A 21567-nucleotide genomic window follows, 5' to 3' on the forward strand; every position below is an offset into this window, starting at 1 on the left:
AACGCACTGCTATGGATAACAATTATATGGTTCAGGTTCTCAATTGTTTTTTCATTAGCAACACTTTAGATTCTTCTGATTCCTTGTGTCAAGCCTGATTGAGATGCTCTTACCCTGGGAATCGGATTTTCTTTATAAATGAACTCTTATTGTTTGATTTTTCCTCAATTTACGTTTTATATTCTCAGATATTTAGTCGCATTTTTTTAGATTTCATTCCTAAATAATTCGCATTGACTGTTTAGTTTATGCATCGATATTCTGGTTAATGTCAACTCGAAATTGACATAAGTAAGTAAGGAGAAAAGAAAATGCACGAAGAACTGAAAAAAATCGTCTCTCAGGCAATGAACACTCGGTTTGAGTTTGAGCAGAAGCTCATTCAGCAGGCTTGGGAAAATGAGACCTTCAAGCAAGAATTGCTCAGCAATCCCAGAGCAGTTTATGCGAGAGAGTCAAAAGAAGAACTACCAAAAGAGCTTGAAATTGAAGTAATCCAGGAAAGTGCAAACAAGATCTACTTAGTACTGCCAAATAACCCGGCTCCAGCAACTACTAGTGGAGAATTATCTGAGGCAGATCTAGAAACAGTAGCAGGCGGTAGTTGCAGGTATAGTTCTAGAGAGTACGAAGAAAGCTGTTCTTGGTTTAGTGCTAGTAAAAAGCGTAGTGCTGAAGGATTAGTGTAAGCATAAGCTTAGCTTTCTAGTAGCTACTTGAAAATCTAAGCTATTTTAACCCAGTGAGCTTTGGTAGAAGGTTTTTGATGTTCACTGGGTTTACTTTCTAAACACTAACTGGTTATTTTCCCGTAATTTAAGAGTTTTTTTATGAAGGATTTCAAAGTAAAAACTAATTAATTACAGGAAAGATACTACATCGTTAAACGAGACTAAGGCAAAGAGAAAATGAACCCTACAGATAAATTGTCTACGTTCACACCTAGCCAAGATGTGGGATTAGTTGAAAGTCAAGGTGCTATAGCTATTAATGCTGACAAAGCTCGCGAACTCTTTGGTGTGGATGGAACTGGTGTCACAATAGGTGTGATTTCGGACAGCTTTAATAATCTTGGTGGAGCAGAAGCTGATGTTGCTAGTGGTGACTTGCCATCAGGTATTAAAGTGCTAGAAGATGCTCCTGGTGTGGGCGAAGATGAAGGTCGTGCCATCATGCAACTTATTCATGATGTGGCTCCTGGTGCTAACTTTGTATTTCATACATCAGGCCCGGGTCAACCTGAAGAATTTGCTGATGCCATTTTTAAGTTAGCAGATGCTGGAGCTGACATCATAGTATCTGATGTAGGTATCATCCATGAACCTATGTTCCAAGATGGGATTATAGCTCAGGCTATTGATGAAATATCGTCTAGACCTGGTGACTCTGCTGTCTCCTTTTTTGCTTCTGCTGGTAACGAAGGTCGTCGCTCCTATGAAAGTTCCTTTAATCCTAGTGGTGTGATTGAACCGACTTCAGGGGGAGAGTTCCATGATTTTGAACCAGGATCTGGAGTAGATACATTCCAGAGCATTACAATTCCCTCAGGTGCTGGAATTGATATCTCTTTCCAATGGGACTCTCCTTTCGCTTCGGTTAGTGGTGGTGCTGGTTCTCTCAACGATCTCGATATTTTCTTGTATGACAGTTCCGGTACTAAGGTTTTGGCTAGCAGCACCGAGTCTAACATTGGTAACGATCCAGTAGAGGTTCTTACCTTTAACAATGAAGGACAGACAAGTGAATTTAACCTAGCAATCTCAAAAAAAGGTGGTTATGACCCTGATTTGATGAAGTACATAGTGTTTGGAGGAGGCAAAAACTTTAAAATTAACGAGTTTGACACTGCTAGCGGAACTATTTTTGGGAATCCCAATGCTGAGGGAGCAGCGGCAGTTGGGGCAATTTCATACCTTGAAACTCCAGCATTTGGAACAGATCCAGGTGAACTACGGTTTTTTTCTTCGGCTGGCGGTACACCAGTTTTGTTTGATCAAGATGGCGATCGCTTGTTCATTCCCGATTATTGGAGGAGCAAGCCTGCATTTGTAGCTCCAGATGGCGTTAATACCACTTTCTTTGGAGACGACATTCCTGAAGATTCAGACAATTACCCCAACTTTGCTGGAACATCAGCTTCAGTCGCATATCCAGCGGGAGTGGCCGCTCTAATGCTTGATGCTAATCCCAATCTCTCTCCTGACGAAATCTACTCAATCCAGGAAGCAACTGCTCTTGACATGGACGATCCAAGCACTCCAGAATTTGACATCGGCTTTGACTATGCCAGTGGCTACGGATTGATCCAGGCCGATCGAGCGTTAGGTTTAGTCACAACACCTTTCCCCTGCCACAATTCTGCATTAGATACTTTGGCTTTTGCTAACCCAGGAGCCTCTTTTGGCTTGAGTTGATATTTTTCAATTCATCAGGGAGTAACAAAGGTATCCTATATTAATTTTTTCGATCGCACTCTTACTCGACCAACGCAAAATTGGCGGGTGGAGACTGACACGGGGACGTGGTGAATTTTTAACCCGGCAGAGTTGACTTGCCAGACCACCCTTAGTAACAACAGAGGTGAGCTATGCAAATTCACATGATTGGACATGCTTCAATATTTGTGGAAACGCAAGATTGCAAAATTCTCATGGATCCAGTGCTTTGGGATCCACACAATGAAGGAATCGAGGATGTATGTCCAAAGCGAGAAGTAATTCATGAATTACTTCCAGAATTTGATTTACTAATCATATCCCATCAGCATCTGGATCACTTTGACATTCGCTCTCTTGCCTATCTACCGAAAACAGTTGATGTCCTAATTCCTAATGACAAACTGATAGAAACTTGTCTTCGTCAATTGGGATATTCTCAAATCTATCATTTGAATGACTTTAGTGAAGTTAAGCTTGGCTCCACAAGTCTGTTGGCAACCCGTTCAGAAAACCGCGTCCCTGAATATGGCATAGTATTTGCCGATAAATCAGGGGTTTGCTGGAATCAAGTAGATACGGTAGTCAGCCTAGATACAATTCGTTCTGTAAAATCTTACTATCCACAAATTGACTTCTTATTGGCAACTTGGCAGCCAATGCTAGAGGTTAACTACCAAACTAATCAGAGTTTGTCCTTTCCTTACTCTGAATACAGCCAGTCGCTTGAGCAAATCAGTTTAATTCAACCAAAGGCGATCGCTCCCGGAGCCAATGGCTTCAAATTAATTAATGGCTCATCTTGGCTAAACCAGATTGTATTCCCAGTAACGCGAGAACAATTTTGTAAAGATGTAAGGATGGTTTATCCAGAAATAGGAGACAACGTCTTTGCTTTCGATCCAGGGGACATCATAGCCTTTAAAAACGGCGAGTTTAGTCATCTCAAACAGATGAGTCAATTTGTCACAAAGGTGGAAGACGATAGAGAAAACTTGGATTTTTCGCCAGTAAAGGTAGGGAGTAACTTAATTGACGACAATCCAGATAATTATAATCTCGATGAGATGAAAGAGGCAATTAAAGAAGAAGTATGCTTAAATTTGCCTCAGTTTTTCATGGAAAAAAAAGATTCCCTTTTTATAGAACATTGTCGTTGGAAAGTTATTTATCAACTAGAAATAGTTTTTCCAGATTCCTGTGAACAATGGGTTTTTGATTTTGCAGAAGAGAATATTCAAGCACAAGTAGGACGAAATCCCTTGGCTAATTTCTGTACCAGCATTACAGCGTCAAGCTTTTACAGCATTTTGAAACAGATGAAAGGCTGGGATTATGCTAGCCTTGGGGGCAATTGTCGCAGCTTCAAAAAAATATATATACCAACTCAATATGGAATTATTCAACCCAAAGAAACTTCAATACAAGAACCTCTTGTCTTAAAATTTCCACCTAAGAAAGTTTTCGAGATCGTTCGGTATCAAGAAGTAAAAAAATGGATTCAAATTAATGGCAATAGTTCAATTTCACATAAAAGAAATACTTACATGATGAAGCTAGGAAATCATCTTGTTAGGCAATTGCAGGAACCTAAAAACTGAGAGAGTAAGGATTTATGTCAAACTAATAAATATAAATTGAAACTATGGCAATAATCCCAAATTCGTATTACTGGCTCAGGTCAAAAACATTCCTTCTTGACTACCTGGACTCCTTGCGAATGCAGATCCTGTCTTCCCCCTATTTAGCAGCGAGTCAATTAAGCGAAAGCTTTGCAGGAACGAAGGGATTCTCTATAGTCTTTAAAAACTCAAGCATCAGTGAAGTTGAACGGCACTTTCCCTTCTTTCAACCGTATTTGAGAGTTGCGCTGATGTCTGCCTGCAATGCATTTTATCTCAATCCCCTAGTCATAGAGGGGGGATCTTGTGTAGAGCCACACGTTGACTGTAGCCTTTCTGAACCAGGTAAGTTTATGGCTATTCCAACTATTGTGAGTGTACTCTACGTCCAAGTGCCGCCTGATTTGCAAGGAGGAGAACTGGTACTCCAGGAGCGCGATCGCAAAGTTGGTAAGATTCAGCCTCAAACCAACACTTTACTTTATTTTCGGGGTAATCTGACACATTCAGTGAATGAAGTCAAAAGTTCACAAGCTCGTATCAGTTTAGTCTGCGAGCAGTACAATTTAAGTAAAACTCGACTTCAGCAGATTCCGGAGTTTGAGATACAATCTAGGGCTGTTCAAAGGAAGTATCACAATTGAATTCTGTCTTTTGAGTTCATTGGTTGTGAGCGCCGTAAGCATTTACTATCAGGACTCATTCCAACAGCAAAAAAAGGTGGTCGTAAGCGTAGGTAGAGATCTAGGCGATCGCCAATGCAATACTATATATTTTGTGTGCGGTTTTGCGTGGCAGATGCTCCCGTTTCAGGCTCTATTGAAAATGGATATTTCTTCAGTTGTGTTTGGTGTTTGATTGAGTACGTTGTGCGTTTCGCCAAGTTTGAGGAGTCATTCCTAAGCTTTGGCGAAACTGACGAAAGAAACATCCTACATAGCGATAGCCCACTGCTTCGGCAATTTGCTCGACTGACTGGTTAGTCTCTTGCAGTAGAGAACAGGCTGCTGACATCCGGCGCTGGATAATCCAACGATGCAGTGGTTGTCCCGTTTGGCGTCGTACTAGGTCGGTTAAGTAAGCTGCGGAGTAACCAACCGCCTGGGCAACATCACGTAGCCCAATTGGTTGATGATAATTAGCTTCAATAAAGTTGAATACTTCTTGCAACTGAGGGCTGTAAGGAAAGAGCGATTGAGAAGTTACCCCTTCCTCAATTTCGCTATTTTCTGGTGCTGGACTTTGCTGTGATTGAATAGCACACCAGCTTGTCAGGACTGTTTCTTTTTCTAGGCGGACAGCGATCGCCCGCAGTAATTCCTTGAGTTGCAAAGCCTGGGTAAGGTTGTCGCCTGCCTTCAGATCCATACCTTGGCATCGCTTGGATTTGCTAGCTTTAGCAGTGAGAAAAATCAAGGGAATAATTGCTTTGAGAGAGCCTTGATGCAAATTGGTTAGAACGGCGTAACCATTGAGATTTGGCATTCTAATTTCGCAAATCACGAAATCTGATAGCTGTTCTCCTATCTTCTCTGTACCGACAAAATCATTTTCTTCAGAGATTTGATCTAATCCTTCTTCCTCCAGGCATTTTAACAAGATTTTGCAGACTTGTTCTTCATCTGAAATTGTCAAAACTTTTGTCATTGTCTTCCTCTGATATTGAAATATTGATTGTCAAATAGACCAATGTTCATTTGGCTGATACGCTGAGCGATCGCCTACAAACGTTATGAAAAATAAATAGCCTTCGAGACGTAGAAAAATAGAGAGATAAAGTGCAGAGAAAATTTGGGTGTAAGTCTTAGTTTTATTTGTTTGACTTACAAGTATTGCGGTAGATACAAAACCTATGTAGTGTTAATTCAATCTCTTTCTGAAGCAATACATTGCTCTACATGTTTCTCTCGTCACTGCGGCTTCTTTTCTGCAAAGCCTGAGTTATTGTTACAAAGTTTTACACTTAACTGTAAAAACTGATTATGTAAACCTTTGTAACAAATATAGTTGTTTTGCAGAAAGCGCTACACAGGAACGCGAGAGAGAAATAGAAGTTCAACTTCGGCTTTTCCAAAACTTTTGGAGTTTCAAATGACGAGGAGATATGAACTAGATTCTCATCTACTACAGTTAGCGAAAACAGCACAGCAATATCCACCGCGTTCTTGGGAACGGCAGATTGCTTTAACAAAATTAGTTAACGCCATTGTCGACTCTGGCAATCTTTGGCGTCCTTCAAGAAGCCAGTTTTCAGGTATTTATCAAGATATTTATAATGAAGCACGTCAGGAACTGTTTCTGTATATTTGCCAAAATATTGACAAGTATGAACCAGAACGCGCTAACGTGATGGCGTGGGTTAATTTTCTCTTAGAAAGGCGATTTTTTAAAGACGCTATTCGTAAATTTTACGAGCATCCTTCAGTAGTAAAAGTAACTACTACTTATTGGGAAAATCTTCCTCAAGCCGAAGAAGAAAAAGACCTAAGAGAAATACTGAAAGAATTTATAGATTTAGATCCAGAAGATATTTTCAAAAATGAACATATAGAAGAATGTCCTCAAGCTAACTTTCAAGCATTAGTTCAGCGACGAATATGGGGAAAGTCTTGGAAAGAAATTGCAGCAGAATTTGAAATCAAAATTTCCACTGTTAGCAGCTTTTATTACCGATGTATAAATAAATTTTCCTCTCAGTTAAAAGAGTACTGCGATCGCTAAGTAAATTGATGAACAGGTGAATAAGTAATGATAAACTCAAGAGAATCTTTAACTTTTACTGTACCGCTTGGCTTAGAGGCTCATACTAAAGCAAAAGAGTTACTAACCAAGTATGGCAACCCGAATATTGCCAAACAGGTTTATCTCAATATTTTGGCAGTATATGCTGTAAGATTTTACCTCATTTGCATGGGAATTGAAACGAATTGGGAAACTAGTTCTGTTTGGAATCCAGTCATGCAAAGTCTCATGGATGTTGCTGATTTAGAAGTTATTAGTTTGGGAAAGATAGAGTGTCGTCCGGTATTACCAGCTCAAAAAATGATTTACTTTCCACCAGAGGTTTGCTCAGACAGAATTGGCTACGTGGCCGTTCTTCTTGACGAATCACTTATGGAAGCAACTCTGCTAGGATTTGTGAAAACTGTTCCAGAAAGCGGTGAGTTACTTATAACTGAATTGCGATCGCTCGCAGATTTGTTACATCTAACTCAACCTACCGTAGAGACGCGATTCATCACATCTGTACCACCGCCAATTAATTTGAGCCAGTGGCTGAAGAATGTTATTGATACTGGTTGGCAGACTGTAGAATCACTTGTGAATTCGCAACAACAAGCTGAGCTAGTTTTGAAATTTAGATCTGCTGAACGCCTGATTGCTCTCGATCTAGAAAATTCAAACTTTAGCATACAGAAGGGCAAACTGTTTGACTTAGGACAAGAATCAGAAAGTATACCAATCGCCTTAGTAGTAGGATTAATACCAGCCTCTGAACGAGAAATAAATATCTGTGCGAAAGTATGTCCACTTGGAGGTAAAAATTATCTCCCAGAAGAGCTTGAGCTAATGGTGTTAGATGAAAAAGGAATAGCTGTTATGCAAGCTACTGCTAGAAACACTAAGAGTATTCAATTAAACTTTAGTAGTGAAATTGGAGAACGTTTTAGCGTGAAAGTGATATTGGGCGATGTCAGCCATACAGAAGCTTTTATAGCTTGAAGCACGGTAAAAAAATACTGGTGCTGATTTTAACAATCATAATTAAATTATTACGACTTTAAAACAATGTTAAAACAATTTCCAATATTTTCAGTGTTTGATAGGGTGAATTAGATCATACAAACCTCCAAATCTCAAATGGGTATATGACGAAGTTAGTTGTTCTCAAACTGGATGGTGATTTAGAACATCAGGGATTTTGGGTGACACTGGAGATTGGTTCAGATTTTGCTCGTCCGGAAATAGAAATTACTGGTAATCTCCCACCATATCCCGACTTGGTTACATGCTTAAATCAGTGGCAGTTGAACTATCGCAGTTTGGGAATTCCTAGTCGCATAAAACCTCAAGAAATTATTTATGATGGCTCTATCACAAAGCGAATTTCAGAATGCCACCAAACAGCCAAAATTTTGAGCGATCGCCTGCAAAAATGGTTAGCATCCGCAGATTTTCGCCAGATCAACAACACATTACGGGAAGAATTAACACGAGATGAAACAATTAGAGTATTAATCCGTACCGACAATCATCAATTACAAAGTCTCCCTTGGCAAGAGTGGGATTTTTTTGATAGATACCCATTTGCGGAATTTGCCCTCACTGCCACAGCATTTGAAACTCCTCCAAAACCATCACGTAAACCCAAAGTTAGAATTTTAGCGATTCTAGGTGATAGTACTGGAATTAACATTCAACCAGACCGTCAACTGCTAGAAAGTTTACCAAATTCTGAAACAGTTATTTTAGTAGAACCACAACGCCAAGAGCTAAATAATTATCTGTGGCAGCAATGGGATATTCTATTTTTTGCTGGACATAGTGAAACTGCCGATCGTACTGGTCGTATTTATATCAATAAAAGCGATAGTTTAACAATTGACGAATTAAGATATGGTTTAACAAGAGCGATCGCACAAGGGTTGCAACTGGCGATTTTTAACTCTTGTGATGGTTTGGGATTAGCGCGACAGCTTGCCTGTTTACAAATACCGCAAATGATTGTCATGCGGGAACCAATACCCGATGAGGTAGCGCAGAAATTTTTAAAGTATTTTCTGGTAGCTTTTGCTGATGGTAAATCTCTATATTTGGCATCGCGGGAAGCAAGGGAAAAGCTGCAAGGGTTGGAAGATAAATTTCCCAATGCCACTTGGTTGCCAGTAATTTTTCAGCACCCGAATACAGTACCACCGACTTGGAAAGATTTATTTATTCAAAATACCAAGCCCAGACAGAATTTTCTGACCATAATTATCACAAGTATACTTGTGACCGCATTGGTAATGGGAATGCGTCATCTAGGGATGTTGCAACCTTGGGAATTGCAAGCATACGACCATTTAATGCAGATACAACCAGCAATTGAAAGGTTAGATCCGCGCCTGTTAATAGTCACTGTTGATGAAGCAGACATTTATTATCAGAACCAGCAAAAAATGAAGAGAACAGGGTCACTATCGGATCTGGCACTTCTGCAACTTTTGCAAAAACTAGAACAATATCAACCAACAACTATTGGTTTAGATGTTTATCGTGATTTTTCTGTAGATCCCGATAATCCAAATTTAGCCACTCGCCTCAATCAAGATGACCGGATTTTTGCAGTATGCAAAGTTTCTGCTGATTTTGATGATGCATCTGATGGCATTCACCCTCCTGATGAAGTCCCAAAAAACCGCCAAACCTTTAGTGATTTTGTCGTAGATAGCGGTGATATTCTCCGTCGCCAGTTATTGCAATTAAATCCGCCAGTGGAGTCTCCCTGTACCGCAGAATATGCTTTTAACCTTCAGATTGCACGGCATTATTTGCTTTCCAAAGGTGCGATCGCAGATATTACAAGCCAAGGGTATTTACAAATTGGCAAAGTTGCGTTCAAGCCATTAAAAGAACACTCTAGCGGCTATCAAGGGGTGGATGCATCAGGTTATCAAGTGCTGCTAAATTATCGTTCCTTGCGCGATCGCGAAAATATTGCTGAGTCAGTATCTCTCAAAGATGTTTTGAATGACCGGATTAACCTAGACTCATTAAAGAATCGTATCGTTCTGATTGGCGTTACTGCCCCAAGCACCAGTGATTATTGGAAAACTCCTGTCACCAACAAGAAAATACCAGGAGTGTTTGTGCAAGCCCATATGATCAGCCATATCCTTAGTGCTGTTCTCGATGGTAGAGCTTTATTGTGGTGGTGGTCTGGATGGGTGGAAGCAGTTTGGGTTTTGGGATGGTCATTGGTAGGAGGAATCATAGCGTGGTGTTTCTCAAAACCAATGCACTTGGGGTTAGCAGTAGTAACAGGGCTTTTGACACTATTTGGAATTTGCTTTAGCATCTTTACACAGGCAGGGTGGATACCACTGGTTCCACCTGCTTTAGTATTTATGTTTACAGCTACTGCAAGCGTGTGGATAAGGGGAAGGGGAAAGGGGAGATGGGGAGATGGGGAGAGTGGGAAAGTGGGGGCTAGGGGTCCCCTCTGGGGTTGGGGGCTGTGGGGGAAGTGATGAATAAGGAAATCACCACCAAGCAACAACCACCAACCACCAACCAACAACCAACAACCAACAAAAAACCACTAACCACTAACAAATAACCAATTACCACATCCAAAATCGTTATGGTCAGGAATAACCAACCTGAAAAACAGATGAAACTTGCTTGCGTTATCCCTTTGCTTCTCCTGAGTCTTGTGAATAATCCTCTACAAGTTCAAGCACAGGTAGCTCAACCAATTACAAACCGTTCTGCTAGCACGCAAAACAACCTCAGCCAATTGAAGTTTCCACGGAATGGCGCACCCATTGGTCGCCGTCAAGGCGGAGCAAGACGCAATGGTTGTCCCAACCTAAATCAGCCTCTCACAGCCTTAGTGCCTGGAGAAGAAACACCAGAAGAATCAAAATCTTTCTTAGCATTAACAGTTTCTGAATATCCCACTTTTTGGGTTTATTTGCCACAATTGCCCACAAATCTACGCTCTGGAGAATTTATTTTTCAGGATGAATCTGGCAAAGACATTTACCGCACACTGGTTTCGCTGCCTCAACAGGCTGGTATTATTGGCATCAACCTACCATCAAATCCACAATACGCACTCAAAACAAACAGTAAATATCAATGGTACTTCAAAATTTATTGTGGTGAGTCGCAAAATACATCTGATTATTTGTATGTGAAAGCATGGATACAACGCGTGCCTTTCAATACTAGCCTTGAAAGTCAGTTAAAAACAGTAAAACCAGGTAAATACAAGGTCTATGCTGTTAATTATCTTTGGCAAGATGCTGTAACTAATTTAGCTCAACTGCGAAACACCAATTCAGATTCACGAGTGCTGGCAGAAGATTGGGCAAAATTGTTAGAAGCTGTTAATTTGGAAGAATTTGCAGGGGCATCAATCGTTGGGCATTACAATCTGCAAAGATAATTTTGGAGCGCATTTGCAACAATGCACATACAGGGAGTTGCCAAAAGTTATTCTTAGCAACGTAAGGTATCTGCCGTCAAAAAGTATCGTATCACGAATAATTACTTTTTTGAGGTGTGTTTATGTTCGCGATCGCTCGAAATTGGGGATATTGGTTATTAGTGGGAGGAGCAATAATCACCTCTGGAAATTGTGCTCTCGCTCAAATCACCCCCGATCGCACTCTCCCAAATAATTCTCGCGTTACTCCCGATGGCAATACCAACATCATTGAAGGAGGAACCCAAGCGGGAAGCAACCTTTTCCATAGCTTTGAGGAATTCTCCGTCCCTAATGGGACTACAGCTTACTTTAACAATGCTGCCGATCTTCAAAACATCATTAGCAGAGTCACGGGTAAGTCTATTTCTAATATTGATGGTTTGATTCGAGCCAACGGTACAGCTAACCTGTTTCTAATCAATCCTAATGGAATTGTATTTGGTCGCAATGCTTCGCTAAATATCGGTGGGTCTTTTATTGCCACTACAGCTAATAGCATCAAATTTGCTGATGGTGCAGAGTTTAGTGCCACTGCACCCCAAACTAATTCTTTGCTGACGATTAGCGTACCCCTAGGTCTGCAATTTGGGTCAGCACCAGAAAATATCGTTAATCAATCTCAGGCAAGCGATCGCACTGGTGAACCTGTTGGTCTACAGGTTAACTCTGGTAAAACCTTGGCACTTGTGGGGACGGATATTCATCTTTTACCCCTTCACCTTTAACATGCATCCCAAACCATAAAGGAGAATCAAGTCTGCTTATTCGAGAAGTATTGGTATTACAGCCAATTCCCCAATAGTACGTAAGGAGCCCAGTAATAGGGACTGTTCTCTTTAGCAACAACAGCTAGTTGGGCATGCTGAAGCGCTTCGGCTTTAGTCATCCCAGTCTTTAACTGTCGATAAAACTCACTCATGAGGAAGGCGGTGGATTGATCGTCTACTGACCACAAACTTGCCAGTGTACTGCGTACTCCAGCCTGCACAGCTACTCCAGCTAATCCCAATGCGGCTCGCTTATCTCCTTGGGCGGTTTTGCAAGCACTGAGTACGAGTAATTCAATGTTGCTAGACCTGTTAGTTTCGCTAGTTCGCACTAATTTATCAAATTCTTTGACCTTGAGCAGTTTATCCCAGGTAAGAATAAAGGTTTTTTCTGGATCTGAACTGAATTCGCCGTGAGTTGCTAGATGAACTACGGAAAAAGGAGTTGATTGCAGCTGCTTTTGCAGATTTGTTTGGGTAAATTCCTGATTGAGGAGTTCTTTACTTCTGGATACCTTAGATTGAATTACTTTTAGTTCCCGTGCTACGTTTTGTAGTGGAGGCAAACCGAAGCGTTCTTTGCCTACTCCCGCTGTTAAAGCGTTTAATTCAACCCGTTGCAAAGGTTTGGGATTAACAAGTTGCAAACCCGGAGTTAAAGCGATCGCATATTTTTCTACTAGATATTTCTGCTGCTGTCGATCGTAGAGAACCGCCATCGGGATATTCCGCAAAGATCCATCCAGTACAAATGCTAGGGTTTTGATGCCGCTATTGGTCAATTCTACTTCCGCTGGTCGGATTAACCACTCATATATCTTTTGAGATTGTTCTTTGACTTGAGAAGTTCCAGCGACATCCAATAGAGATGAACGCAGAGAAGTGATAATGCTTTCTACTTGATCGCGGGGTATCTTTGTTGTATAATGGCGAAGTTTGTTTTGACCAGGCAAGGTCAGAATGACCTCCAAGCGGTCTGGCAAAATAATTGGATAGATGACAGCTGCGTTTTCATCCTGAGACAACACTTCGTCAAGTTTTACAATTGGTTCCAAACAGGCAGACCGAAAGAAGTTATTCAGTTCTGCCAGCTTTAGCGATTCAATTACATCACGAGCTTGGGTGAGATTTTGTGAAGTGGTTTCGAGGTTTCCTTTACTTTGCAATTGCAAATCTACCAACTCTCGATACACTGGTTCTACACTTTCTGTGAAGGAAAACTGAATGTCTGGATTGATGGCAACTAAATCGCTACGCAGAGATTGGAGAGTACGAAATGCTACTTGGTAGGCAGCGATCGCTCCTTTAATATCTCCCTTTTGCTTGAGTAAACGTCCTAACTGCCATTGCCACTGATAAGTAATATCTGGTGCGTCAATTGCTTGGGCTGTGAACAAAGCTTTTTCCGTCAGGTCAAAAGCATGGGATAACTGCTCAGTTTGTTCATACAATGAGCCAAGAGTACCCGTTGCATAAGATTCTGCTCGTTTGTCTTGCAGACTTTTTGCTTGTTGGACTGCTGGTGCTAATAGTTGGGCAATATCCAACCATGAGGGAGTATTTATGTTTTTGTTACTATGATTTTTGATCTCTTTTTTTAATCGTGCTAGATTCTGAGCTAAGTTAATCCGGGCGTAAACTGCCATCCGACTAGGCGGTAATTTATTAATTTCTGACTGAGTTTGCGGTAACAAATCTGTAGCAGCGCGAAATTGCTGTGTTTCTAAAAGCAAGCTGAATCGATTTAACAGTAATTCGATGCGCGTATTAATGGGAGGTGATAAGGCAGCTGCCTGTTGGAAGAAGTTTAAAGCAGCTTGGGGATTTTTTTGTGCGCGTGCTGTCTTGCCTAGACTAACTAGAACTTCACTAATAACTTGATTGGAACGCAAGGATTCCGCTACTTTTAAACTCTCTTTCAATATCTCTTCAGATTCGCGTAATTTACCCAGTAATCGGAGAACGTCGCCGAGGCTACGGAATCCCTCGACTCTAACAGATGCGTCTGGAATGTTTTGGAGGGTTTGCTTTACCTCATCTAAAATATTTTCAGCCCGATTATAAAAGCCCAAAACTTGCAATGCTTGAGCACAGTTAATGTGATTGCGAACTAATTTAACGCGATCGCCTAATTTTTTATATATATCAGCGGCTTGTTGCCAACTATTGAGAGCATTTTCGGTTTGTCCCCGTGTCAAGTGCAAGCGCCCTTGAACATCTAAAGTTTGCGCGAGAATTCCCGCACGCTCTTGCGATCGCTCCAAATTTTGTAATAAGTTAAGACTTTGGGCGATCGCACCTTCTGCCTCTTTCCATAAGCCAAGTTGTTGATAAGCTAAGGACAAATTGCTTAAAGTCATGGCTTGTCCTAATTTATCACCACTGCCAGCGAAGGCGGCGGCTGCTTGTTGCAAAATCTTGACTGCATCATTAAACTTTTCAGCTTCATATAAAGCTTTGCCTTGCTCTACCAAATTTTCGGCATTCAGCGAAGCTTGAGCGAGCAAATTTCCTGTAACCATATGAGCAGTGCTGGGCAATATTGCCGTCACCAAGAACAATACTGCAAGTATGATGATACTGATATGGCGTTGTACTGTTGCTCGTACCTGTCTCAGCAACAATTTGATTTTCTGCTCAAATAGACTCCGTTTGATTCCCATAAATGTTGTAGATGAGTTGAAATAGCTTTAACCGTCAGATGCCGTTTGCGTCCCTTCACATGTTTAGCAGCGTCATAACCAATTGATTGGCTCACCATAACTGCTCATAAAGAGCGCCCGCATTTTTTATCGCCTTTGGACATCTGGCGATCGCTATCTTAAATGGAGTAAGAAGACTCTCAGTACAACAAAGTTTACTGGGAGATAATGATTTCATCTTTCCTGCCAAAGGTGCTCATCCCTATCAACGCGACTTGAAAAACATAGAGTTTCATCTGCAAGACATTTTGCCTTAGAAGAAGAGGGAGATGCGATCGCCAATCACATCCGCCGATTTCTGGCAGATTGCACAGAGTATATCACCCAACTCTAGCCAATGAAGCTAATCGGTGGCATGGTGCAGGTTTGTTTATCGCATAGATTAAGAAGCTTGCACTACATTAAAACTTACCTAGATTTCTTGACCGTATGAAACAAATTTAGAAAAGAAAATAATTGTAACTTAAAGATTAACTTTAGTAAATATGATTAATTCCTAGTAAACCTAAGTACAGGTTTGTGTCAAAGTGTAAACTCTCAAGAGATTGTAATGTAGCTATGATTTGTATAAATTTTATTTAATATCTATGAAGTAACTACAACAGCGGCAATGGCTCATCACATTCTCAAAGCTACTAAAAATACAGTACATCTAGGCGGATTTTCTAATTTATTAGAACCAGTACTGATTGTTGACTCCGGTGATACAGTAGATGTGGAAACATATACTGGTTACTATATTTACGACAAAGCACCAAGCGAATTTATCACATCAGAATTTATTGATATTTGCCAAAATCTGCTAGCAGAACGCAAAATTGCAGATGGTCCCCATTTGCTGACAGGGCCAATTTATGTGCGGGAGGCAGAACCGGGGGATGTTTTGGAAGTAAAATTAGAAGCCATTAAACCTAGATTACCCATTGGTTTCAATGCTATTCGTACAGGTTGGGGAGCGTTACCACAGCAGTTCAATCAACCAGCTTTGAGATTCATTCCCCTTGATTTAGAAAACAATGTTGCTGAATTTCCTGTAAACAGTGGTATTAAAGTTCCTTTGAAACCGTTTTTTGGCATTCTTGGTGTCGCCACTCCAGAAACGCAACGTTCTTCCATTCCTCCTGGTTGTTATGGAGGTAATATTGACAACCGTGAACTACAAGCGGGTTCAAAAATATTTTTGCCTATTTTCGTTCCTGGTGCTTTGTTTTCTATAGGTGATGGACATTCTGCACAGGGAGATGGTGAAGTGAACGTCACCGCCATTGAGACATCCATGAACGGTACTATTCAATTAAAACTTCGCAAGGATTTGCAACTGACAACACCAATGGCTGAAACTCATACAGATATCATCACAATGGGATTTGGTCAAACTTTAGATGCAGCCTTAGATCAGGCTTTAAAAAATATGATTTATTTTCTGGTAAACTTAACAGGAATATCACCAGAAGATGCTTATGTATTGTGCAGTTTGGCGGTAAACTTTCGCATCACTCAGGTTGTCAATACTCCGCAAAAAGGTGTGCATGGAATGTTAGCAAAGTCTATCTTATCAAGGGAAATAAATTTATAATTAGCAATCAAACAATCATTTTTTATGTCTAATATACTCCTTCAATTATTACTCATCGGTCTTGTCGCAGGTGTAGCTGGCGGTATGTTTGGTATCGGCGGTGGTGCAATTATGGTGCCAGCTATGGTGCTGCTAATTGGTTTGGATCAAAAGTTTGCTACTGGTACTTCCATTGCCGCTCAAATATTACCAATAGGTATTTTGGCTGCTATTATTTACTATCGCAACGGTAATCTCAATATCAAATATGCCGTAATTATCGCAGTTGGCCTTATAATTGGAAACTTGTTTGGGGCTTTGTTTGCAAATCAGCCTTTTATTAGTAGTGAAATGATCAAGAAGCTGTATGGAATATTTTTATTACTAATTGGCTTGCGGTATTTGTTTTTCAGGTAACTAAGTTTAAGGATTGTAATTTATTTGTAGGGAGAGTATTACTCACCCTACTGATTAAATTTTTTAATTGTTAGAGGATGTCTGAAAAGTATCAAATATTTTGTTTGATCCCCCCTAGGGCGTGTTTTCAAACTCTTAGATACCCTAATTTTGTGCATTAGAAAAATCTTGTGGGATGGGCTTCTAGACCGTCCTTAGGAACTTCCAAATAAAAAAACATCCCAAATTTTCTTGTGGGATGGGTGTCCTCACCCGTCACATCTGAGGGGCAGGCTGTCCGGTCTACCCCACAATCCGGGATAATTTATTTCTTGGAAATCCCTCATCGGCGGGCTAGAAGCCCATCCCACAAGAAAGCTATAATGCATCATTTTAGATTTGACACGCCACTACAAACTTAAGATTTACTTTATAAATGGTCTGTTAGTGGCAAAAACAAAAAGTTAAAATCTAGCGAATATATAATCTTAAACTGCATCTGCTACCAACCAGAGAGATATTTTTAACTAAGTACAGCTAAGCGATAGATATGGATCGTCGTAAGTTTATCAAATATGCCTCTTTTACAGGAGCTAGCTTTACCATTGCTGCCTGTACTGAAAGAAAATCTAATAATCCACAGAGTGGAGTGTCACCAAGGACATCACCCATAGCAGTTAATGAACCATTGAAGGTGGGTTTTGTTTATGTGGGACCTGTAGGTGATTTTGGGTGGACTTATGCCCACGACCTCGGACGCAGAGAAATGGAAGTGAATCTTCAAGGAAGAGTGAGGTCTACTTTTATAGAAAATGTCAGTGAAGGTGCTGATGCTGAGAGGGTTATTCGTCAACTGGCATTAGATGGCAACAAATTAATTTTTACAACTTCCTTTGGCTACATGAATCCGACAATTAAAGTTGCCAAAGACTTTCCTGATGTTTATTTTGAACACTGTACGGGTTACAAACGTGCTGCCAATGTCGGCACTTATTTGGGACGCTTTGAAGAACCCCGCTACTTAACTGGTATGATTGCTGGCAAGATGACCAAATCTAATATCATTGGTTTTATCGGAGCATACCCAATTCCAGAAGTAATTCGGGGGATAGGTGCTTTCACACAGGGACTGCGGGCGACAAATCCTAAGGCAAAGCTGAGAGTAGTGTGGGTACAAAGTTGGTACGATCCAGCTAAAGAAAGAGAAGCTGCACAAGCTTTGGTAAATTTAGATGCAGATGTGCTGACACAACACACTGACTCTGCTGCTGCTGTGCAATTAGCAGAGGAGAAAGGTATTTTTGCTTTTGGTTACAACACCGATATGAGTCGGTTTGGTGCGAAGGCACATTTAACATCAGCCATTAATAAGTGGGGCAAGTTTTATACACATAAAGCCCTTGCTGTTATCAATGGTACGTGGAAGCCTGAAAACGTTTGGTATGGAATTGGTCAAGGGATGGTTGATATTTCGCCACTAAATCCAGCAATTCCTCAAGATGTGCAGAGATTGGTAATGGCAAAGCGGGAGGAATTTATTAAAGGTAGTGCCCATCCTTTTAATGGCCCGGTGAAAGACCAAAAGGGTGTAGTGCGAGTACCACAGGGTAAAGTTTTGGAGGATAAACAACAGTTAGCAATGGATTGGTATGTTGAAGGAGTAGAGGGTTCACTTCCTAAGGGAAGTCTTAAATGATTTTGGATTTGAGATTGACATGAACCAAAGCCGTTTACAAGCCAGGAATATTAGCAAGTCGTATCTTGGTTGTTTGGCAAATAATCAGGTAAATTTGACCGAAACAATTGAAAATTAAAAATTAAAAATGCAAAATTAAGAAGAAATAAAAATTTTTAATTAATTTCGGGTACAAGCCCCCAATTTTAATTGTGGGGATTTCAATTTTGAATTTTGAATTTTTAATTTTTAATTGGAGCGAAGCGAGTGTGGAGTGCTGGTGATTTCTGAAGATTTAGATGAGTTGTTGGCATTGTGCGATCGCATTGGGGTGATCTATAAAGGACAGCTTTCTAATTTTGTGCCAATTGCAGACATCAGCCGCGAACAAATCGGGCGCTGGATGGGAGGAGATGGCTTTGTGTCAGATCAATAAATCGGCTAGAACACCGATTCAGTAATCTTCAAATGAAAAAAAGGACAAGGAGAACACAGATGTCCAAATTTTGTTACCAGACTTGATCTGAATCATCACATGAGGAGACTCATAGCTCACTTGTTGAATCTGTCCTGTCAAGTTCAAAGGTTGCTGGTTGTTGTACTCACTCCAACCGTGATGTGCTCCTGCTTCATCAGCATCAACACTTAGGAAGGTTGCGATCGCGGCTGCTGTCACAGCTGCATGCACAAATCCTTTTTTGGACATTGCTTTGATCTCCTTTTACAGTTCAGTAAACATAAATCAATGAAAATAAACTGTTATTTCATCGCAGCTACACAGTTGTGTCATCAATCCTGCCAGCCAAGCAAACAATCATCGGACTTATTTGCAGAGTCATAAGCTACCTACGCCAAGTCATAGACTTTCAGTAGCTCGAAATCTTATGAAAAGGTTAAGTCTTACTTGCACTAATTTTTATATTATTTACATCTATCTTAAGTAGTAATTTATATGATGTATATCAATTAGTCAACTAAAAAAATGATATATTCTCTGGGCAGAAATCTCTCTGTTTTCTTCGTATACGCTAATCTTAAAAAAAATATTTAATTTTAAAAACATTTGCTGTACAACGATCGCACCAAAAATTGTATACATATAAAGTTATTTTTTATTGGTGCAAATAAATCTTCAGATGTATATTATTACTAAGTAAAAAGGCATAAGTGAATCTACAATTAGTTGAAGCTTTAATAACCGTGGAAGAACTTCTAGAAGCTGTAGAAAGAATTCTACAAGACAAGCCTCTCAGTTCCATTCAGCGGTTCGTGCTCCATCAATCGTGGTTGGGCAAGACCTACTTTGAAATGGCGCAGGGTTCCGGCTATGGTAGCGACTACATTAAGGAAGTAGGCTCTCAGTTGTGGCAAGACCTTTCTGAAGCACTTGGAGAGAGAGTCACGAAAAAGAACCTGCATCTAGTGTTTCGGAAATATCCCCAAAATAGGATAAACAGGCAAAAGAATCAGCCCGAACAAGAGTTGCCATTAAACTCTAGTTCAGCCAAGTATTCTTCAAACTTAGTCTTAGTCAGCAAAATGGATTTTCCTAGCGGTCCTGTACCACTAGATTCTCCTATTTACATTTATCGTCCTCCCCTAGAAGAACTGGTTTGTAACGAAATTATGCAGCCTGGTTGCTTGCTGCGGATCAAAGCCCCCAGGAAAATGGGCAAAAGTTCGCTGCTCAACAGGATGATTGCTCACGCTAGAGAGCAGGGTTATCATACAGTCTATTTGGACTTTCAAGAAGCGGATGAAAGCATTTTTGCTTCGCTTGATAAATTTTTGCGTTGGTTCTGCATCAACGTTAGCAGGCAGTTGAACCTCTTTCCCAATCTAGATGATTTTTGGGATGCTGAGATGGGCAGCAAAGTGAGCTGCAAAATTTATTTTGAGGGGTATCTACTGCAATACATTGATAGCAGACCCGTAGTCTTGGCTTTGAATGAAGTTCATCGGATTTTTGAACATCCCAATATTGCCCACGACTTCTTGCCAATGCTGCGATTTTGGCACGAACAGGCAAAGCAGGATCAGACTTGGCAAAAACTGCGGTTAGTGGTAGTTCACACAACCGAAATTTATATCCAGCTCAAGCTCAATCAATCTCCTTTTAATGTTGGGGTAACAATTACGCTACCACCATTTACCCTAGAGCAGGCAGAAAATTTAGCACAGCGCTATGGACTCGAATGGGCAACAAACAAGGAAGAAGCACAACGGCTTGCACCACTACAAGCGATGATCGGCGGACATCCCTATCTGGTGAACCTCGCGCTTTATCATCTGTGTCAGGGAGAAATGAGTTTAGACGTGTTATTACGAACAGCCGCCACACCAACCGGGATTTATGCTCAACATCTCAGAGAACTGTTGACTTTACTCCAAGCTGAACCACGATTGATGTCAGCTATGCAACAGGTTGTAACTGCTAATGAGAGAGTACAACTAGACGCGATCGCCGCTTACAAGCTTGAAAGTATGGGTTTGGTGCAATTAGATGGCGATCGCGCACAACCAAGCTGTGAATTGTATCGCCTTTATTTTAGCCAGCAGCTTGGCAAGCAAAATAGCGTCAATGCTTCTATAAAATTATCGCCAGAAGAACAACAAGAACACTCTGTTATTGATGAAAATGATGCATTAACTCAGTTCGTCAATCTCCACTACTTCCAACAGTATCTGGAGATGGAGTGGCAATTGTGGCTGAAAAAAAGTTCACAGCTAACTCTGATTTTGTGTGAAATTGACTACTTTAAATTTTACTGTGACACTCATGGGCATGTAGCTGGAAATATCAGTTTACAAAAAATCGCTAATGTCATGTGCGACTGCCTGAAATATCAAGCCGATCTGTTGGCACATTATGAAGGGACAAAGTTTGCTGCAATCTTGCCCAAAGTTGATACAGATATTGCTGTTGAACTTGCAGAAAACATTCGCGATCGGGTTAAGGCATTAGCGATCCCCCACGCTCAATCTCACTTTGATGGATTTCCTGCTCCGGTTCTGACTGTGAGTTTAGGGATTGCAACAGCAACACCAAACCATGAAAACTCCGCTGAGATGTTAATTGCTGCTGCTGAAGAAGCACTATTTCAAGCGAGAAGAAAGGGACGTAATTGTTTTATTGTTAATTTAGTTTTAAATGAAAAAATTTAAAACTGATTTATTAATGGGACTATCTTTATTGATTTTCTAAACTATCTTCATA

16 protein-coding genes and 1 pseudogene are annotated in these 21567 nt (G+C 40.6%); 14 read left to right on the forward strand and 3 right to left on the reverse strand.

Translation table 11 applies throughout. From position 1 onward, the window contains the following. Positions 1 to 311: 311 nt before the first annotated feature. From HXY43_RS14365 to HXY43_RS14380, 4 genes are all read left to right on the forward strand, one after another. Complete coding sequence (locus tag HXY43_RS14365) at positions 312 to 689, forward strand: NHLP leader peptide family RiPP precursor (RefSeq protein ID WP_026734755.1); 378 nt, start codon at positions 312 to 314, stop codon at positions 687 to 689. 219 nt (positions 690 to 908) lie between these two features. Next, entirely contained in the window at positions 909 to 2414 is a 1506-nt protein-coding gene (locus tag HXY43_RS14370) for a S8 family serine peptidase (protein WP_290883929.1), read from the forward strand. Between the two features lie 173 nt (positions 2415 to 2587). Continuing rightward, positions 2588 to 4036 (forward strand): MBL fold metallo-hydrolase, encoded by a 1449-nt coding sequence (locus HXY43_RS14375; RefSeq protein ID WP_290883931.1) that lies wholly within the window; start codon positions 2588 to 2590, stop codon positions 4034 to 4036. 119 nt (positions 4037 to 4155) lie between these two features. Beyond that, positions 4156 to 4701, forward strand: a complete 546-nt coding sequence (locus HXY43_RS14380) for a 2OG-Fe(II) oxygenase (protein ID WP_290883933.1) — start codon at positions 4156 to 4158, stop codon at positions 4699 to 4701. A 193-nt stretch (positions 4702 to 4894) separates the two neighbouring features. Here HXY43_RS14380 and HXY43_RS14385 read toward each other — a convergent pair whose 3' ends face one another. Further along, complete coding sequence (locus HXY43_RS14385) at positions 4895 to 5704, reverse strand: DNA-binding response regulator (protein ID WP_290883935.1); 810 nt, start codon at positions 5702 to 5704, stop codon at positions 4895 to 4897. Between the two features lie 444 nt (positions 5705 to 6148). Between HXY43_RS14385 and HXY43_RS14390 the strand changes: the two genes are divergently transcribed. The 5 genes and pseudogenes from HXY43_RS14390 to HXY43_RS14410 form a co-directional block, all read left to right on the forward strand. After that, entirely contained in the window at positions 6149 to 6778 is a 630-nt protein-coding gene (locus HXY43_RS14390; RefSeq protein ID WP_026734758.1) for a sigma-70 family RNA polymerase sigma factor, read from the forward strand. Between the two features lie 27 nt (positions 6779 to 6805). After that, the gene (locus HXY43_RS14395) at positions 6806 to 7780 is read left to right on the forward strand and encodes a DUF1822 family protein (RefSeq protein ID WP_026734759.1); all 975 of its coding nucleotides are present in this window, start codon (positions 6806 to 6808) and stop codon (positions 7778 to 7780) included. A 146-nt stretch (positions 7781 to 7926) separates the two neighbouring features. Next, positions 7927 to 10290, forward strand: coding sequence for a CHASE2 domain-containing protein (locus HXY43_RS14400; RefSeq protein ID WP_290883938.1), 2364 nt, complete (start codon positions 7927 to 7929; stop codon positions 10288 to 10290). Between the two features lie 113 nt (positions 10291 to 10403). Then, complete coding sequence (locus tag HXY43_RS14405) at positions 10404 to 11213, forward strand: DUF928 domain-containing protein (RefSeq protein ID WP_290883940.1); 810 nt, start codon at positions 10404 to 10406, stop codon at positions 11211 to 11213. A 122-nt stretch (positions 11214 to 11335) separates the two neighbouring features. Next, a pseudogene (locus HXY43_RS14410) lies at positions 11336 to 11962 on the forward strand (filamentous hemagglutinin N-terminal domain-containing protein); the annotation flags it as partial. 74 nt (positions 11963 to 12036) lie between these two features. On the opposite strand, the gene HXY43_RS14415 reads toward HXY43_RS14410, so the two are convergent. Beyond that, positions 12037 to 14685 (reverse strand): CHAT domain-containing protein, encoded by a 2649-nt coding sequence (locus HXY43_RS14415; protein WP_290883942.1) that lies wholly within the window; start codon positions 14683 to 14685, stop codon positions 12037 to 12039. A gap of 649 nt (positions 14686 to 15334) precedes the next feature. Between HXY43_RS14415 and HXY43_RS14420 the strand changes: the two genes are divergently transcribed. The 4 genes from HXY43_RS14420 to HXY43_RS14435 all read left to right on the forward strand — a co-directional run bounded on the left by HXY43_RS14420 (position 15335) and on the right by HXY43_RS14435 (position 18786). Then, positions 15335 to 16300: an acetamidase/formamidase family protein gene (locus HXY43_RS14420; RefSeq protein ID WP_290883944.1), complete on the forward strand. Its 966-nt coding sequence runs from the start codon at positions 15335 to 15337 to the stop codon at positions 16298 to 16300. 24 nt (positions 16301 to 16324) lie between these two features. After that, positions 16325 to 16696 (forward strand): sulfite exporter TauE/SafE family protein, encoded by a 372-nt coding sequence (locus tag HXY43_RS14425; RefSeq protein WP_290883946.1) that lies wholly within the window; start codon positions 16325 to 16327, stop codon positions 16694 to 16696. Between the two features lie 529 nt (positions 16697 to 17225). Then, entirely contained in the window at positions 17226 to 18371 is a 1146-nt protein-coding gene (locus tag HXY43_RS14430) for a BMP family ABC transporter substrate-binding protein (protein WP_290883948.1), read from the forward strand. 253 nt (positions 18372 to 18624) lie between these two features. Continuing rightward, a complete protein-coding gene (locus HXY43_RS14435) occupies positions 18625 to 18786 on the forward strand; it encodes a hypothetical protein (RefSeq protein WP_290883950.1) in 162 nt (53 codons plus the stop codon). An 18-nt stretch (positions 18787 to 18804) separates the two neighbouring features. On the opposite strand, the gene HXY43_RS14440 is transcribed toward HXY43_RS14435, so the two are convergent. Further along, positions 18805 to 19056: a DUF6152 family protein gene (locus HXY43_RS14440; protein ID WP_290883952.1), complete on the reverse strand. Its 252-nt coding sequence runs from the start codon at positions 19054 to 19056 to the stop codon at positions 18805 to 18807. Between the two features lie 461 nt (positions 19057 to 19517). Between HXY43_RS14440 and HXY43_RS14445 the strand changes: the two genes are divergently transcribed. Beyond that, the gene (locus HXY43_RS14445) at positions 19518 to 21515 is read left to right on the forward strand and encodes an AAA-like domain-containing protein (protein ID WP_290883954.1); all 1998 of its coding nucleotides are present in this window, start codon (positions 19518 to 19520) and stop codon (positions 21513 to 21515) included. Positions 21516 to 21567: the final 52 nt, after the last annotated feature.

Source organism: Fischerella sp. (assembly GCF_013388695.1).
GTDB lineage: Bacteria > Cyanobacteriota > Cyanobacteriia > Cyanobacteriales > Nostocaceae > PCC9605.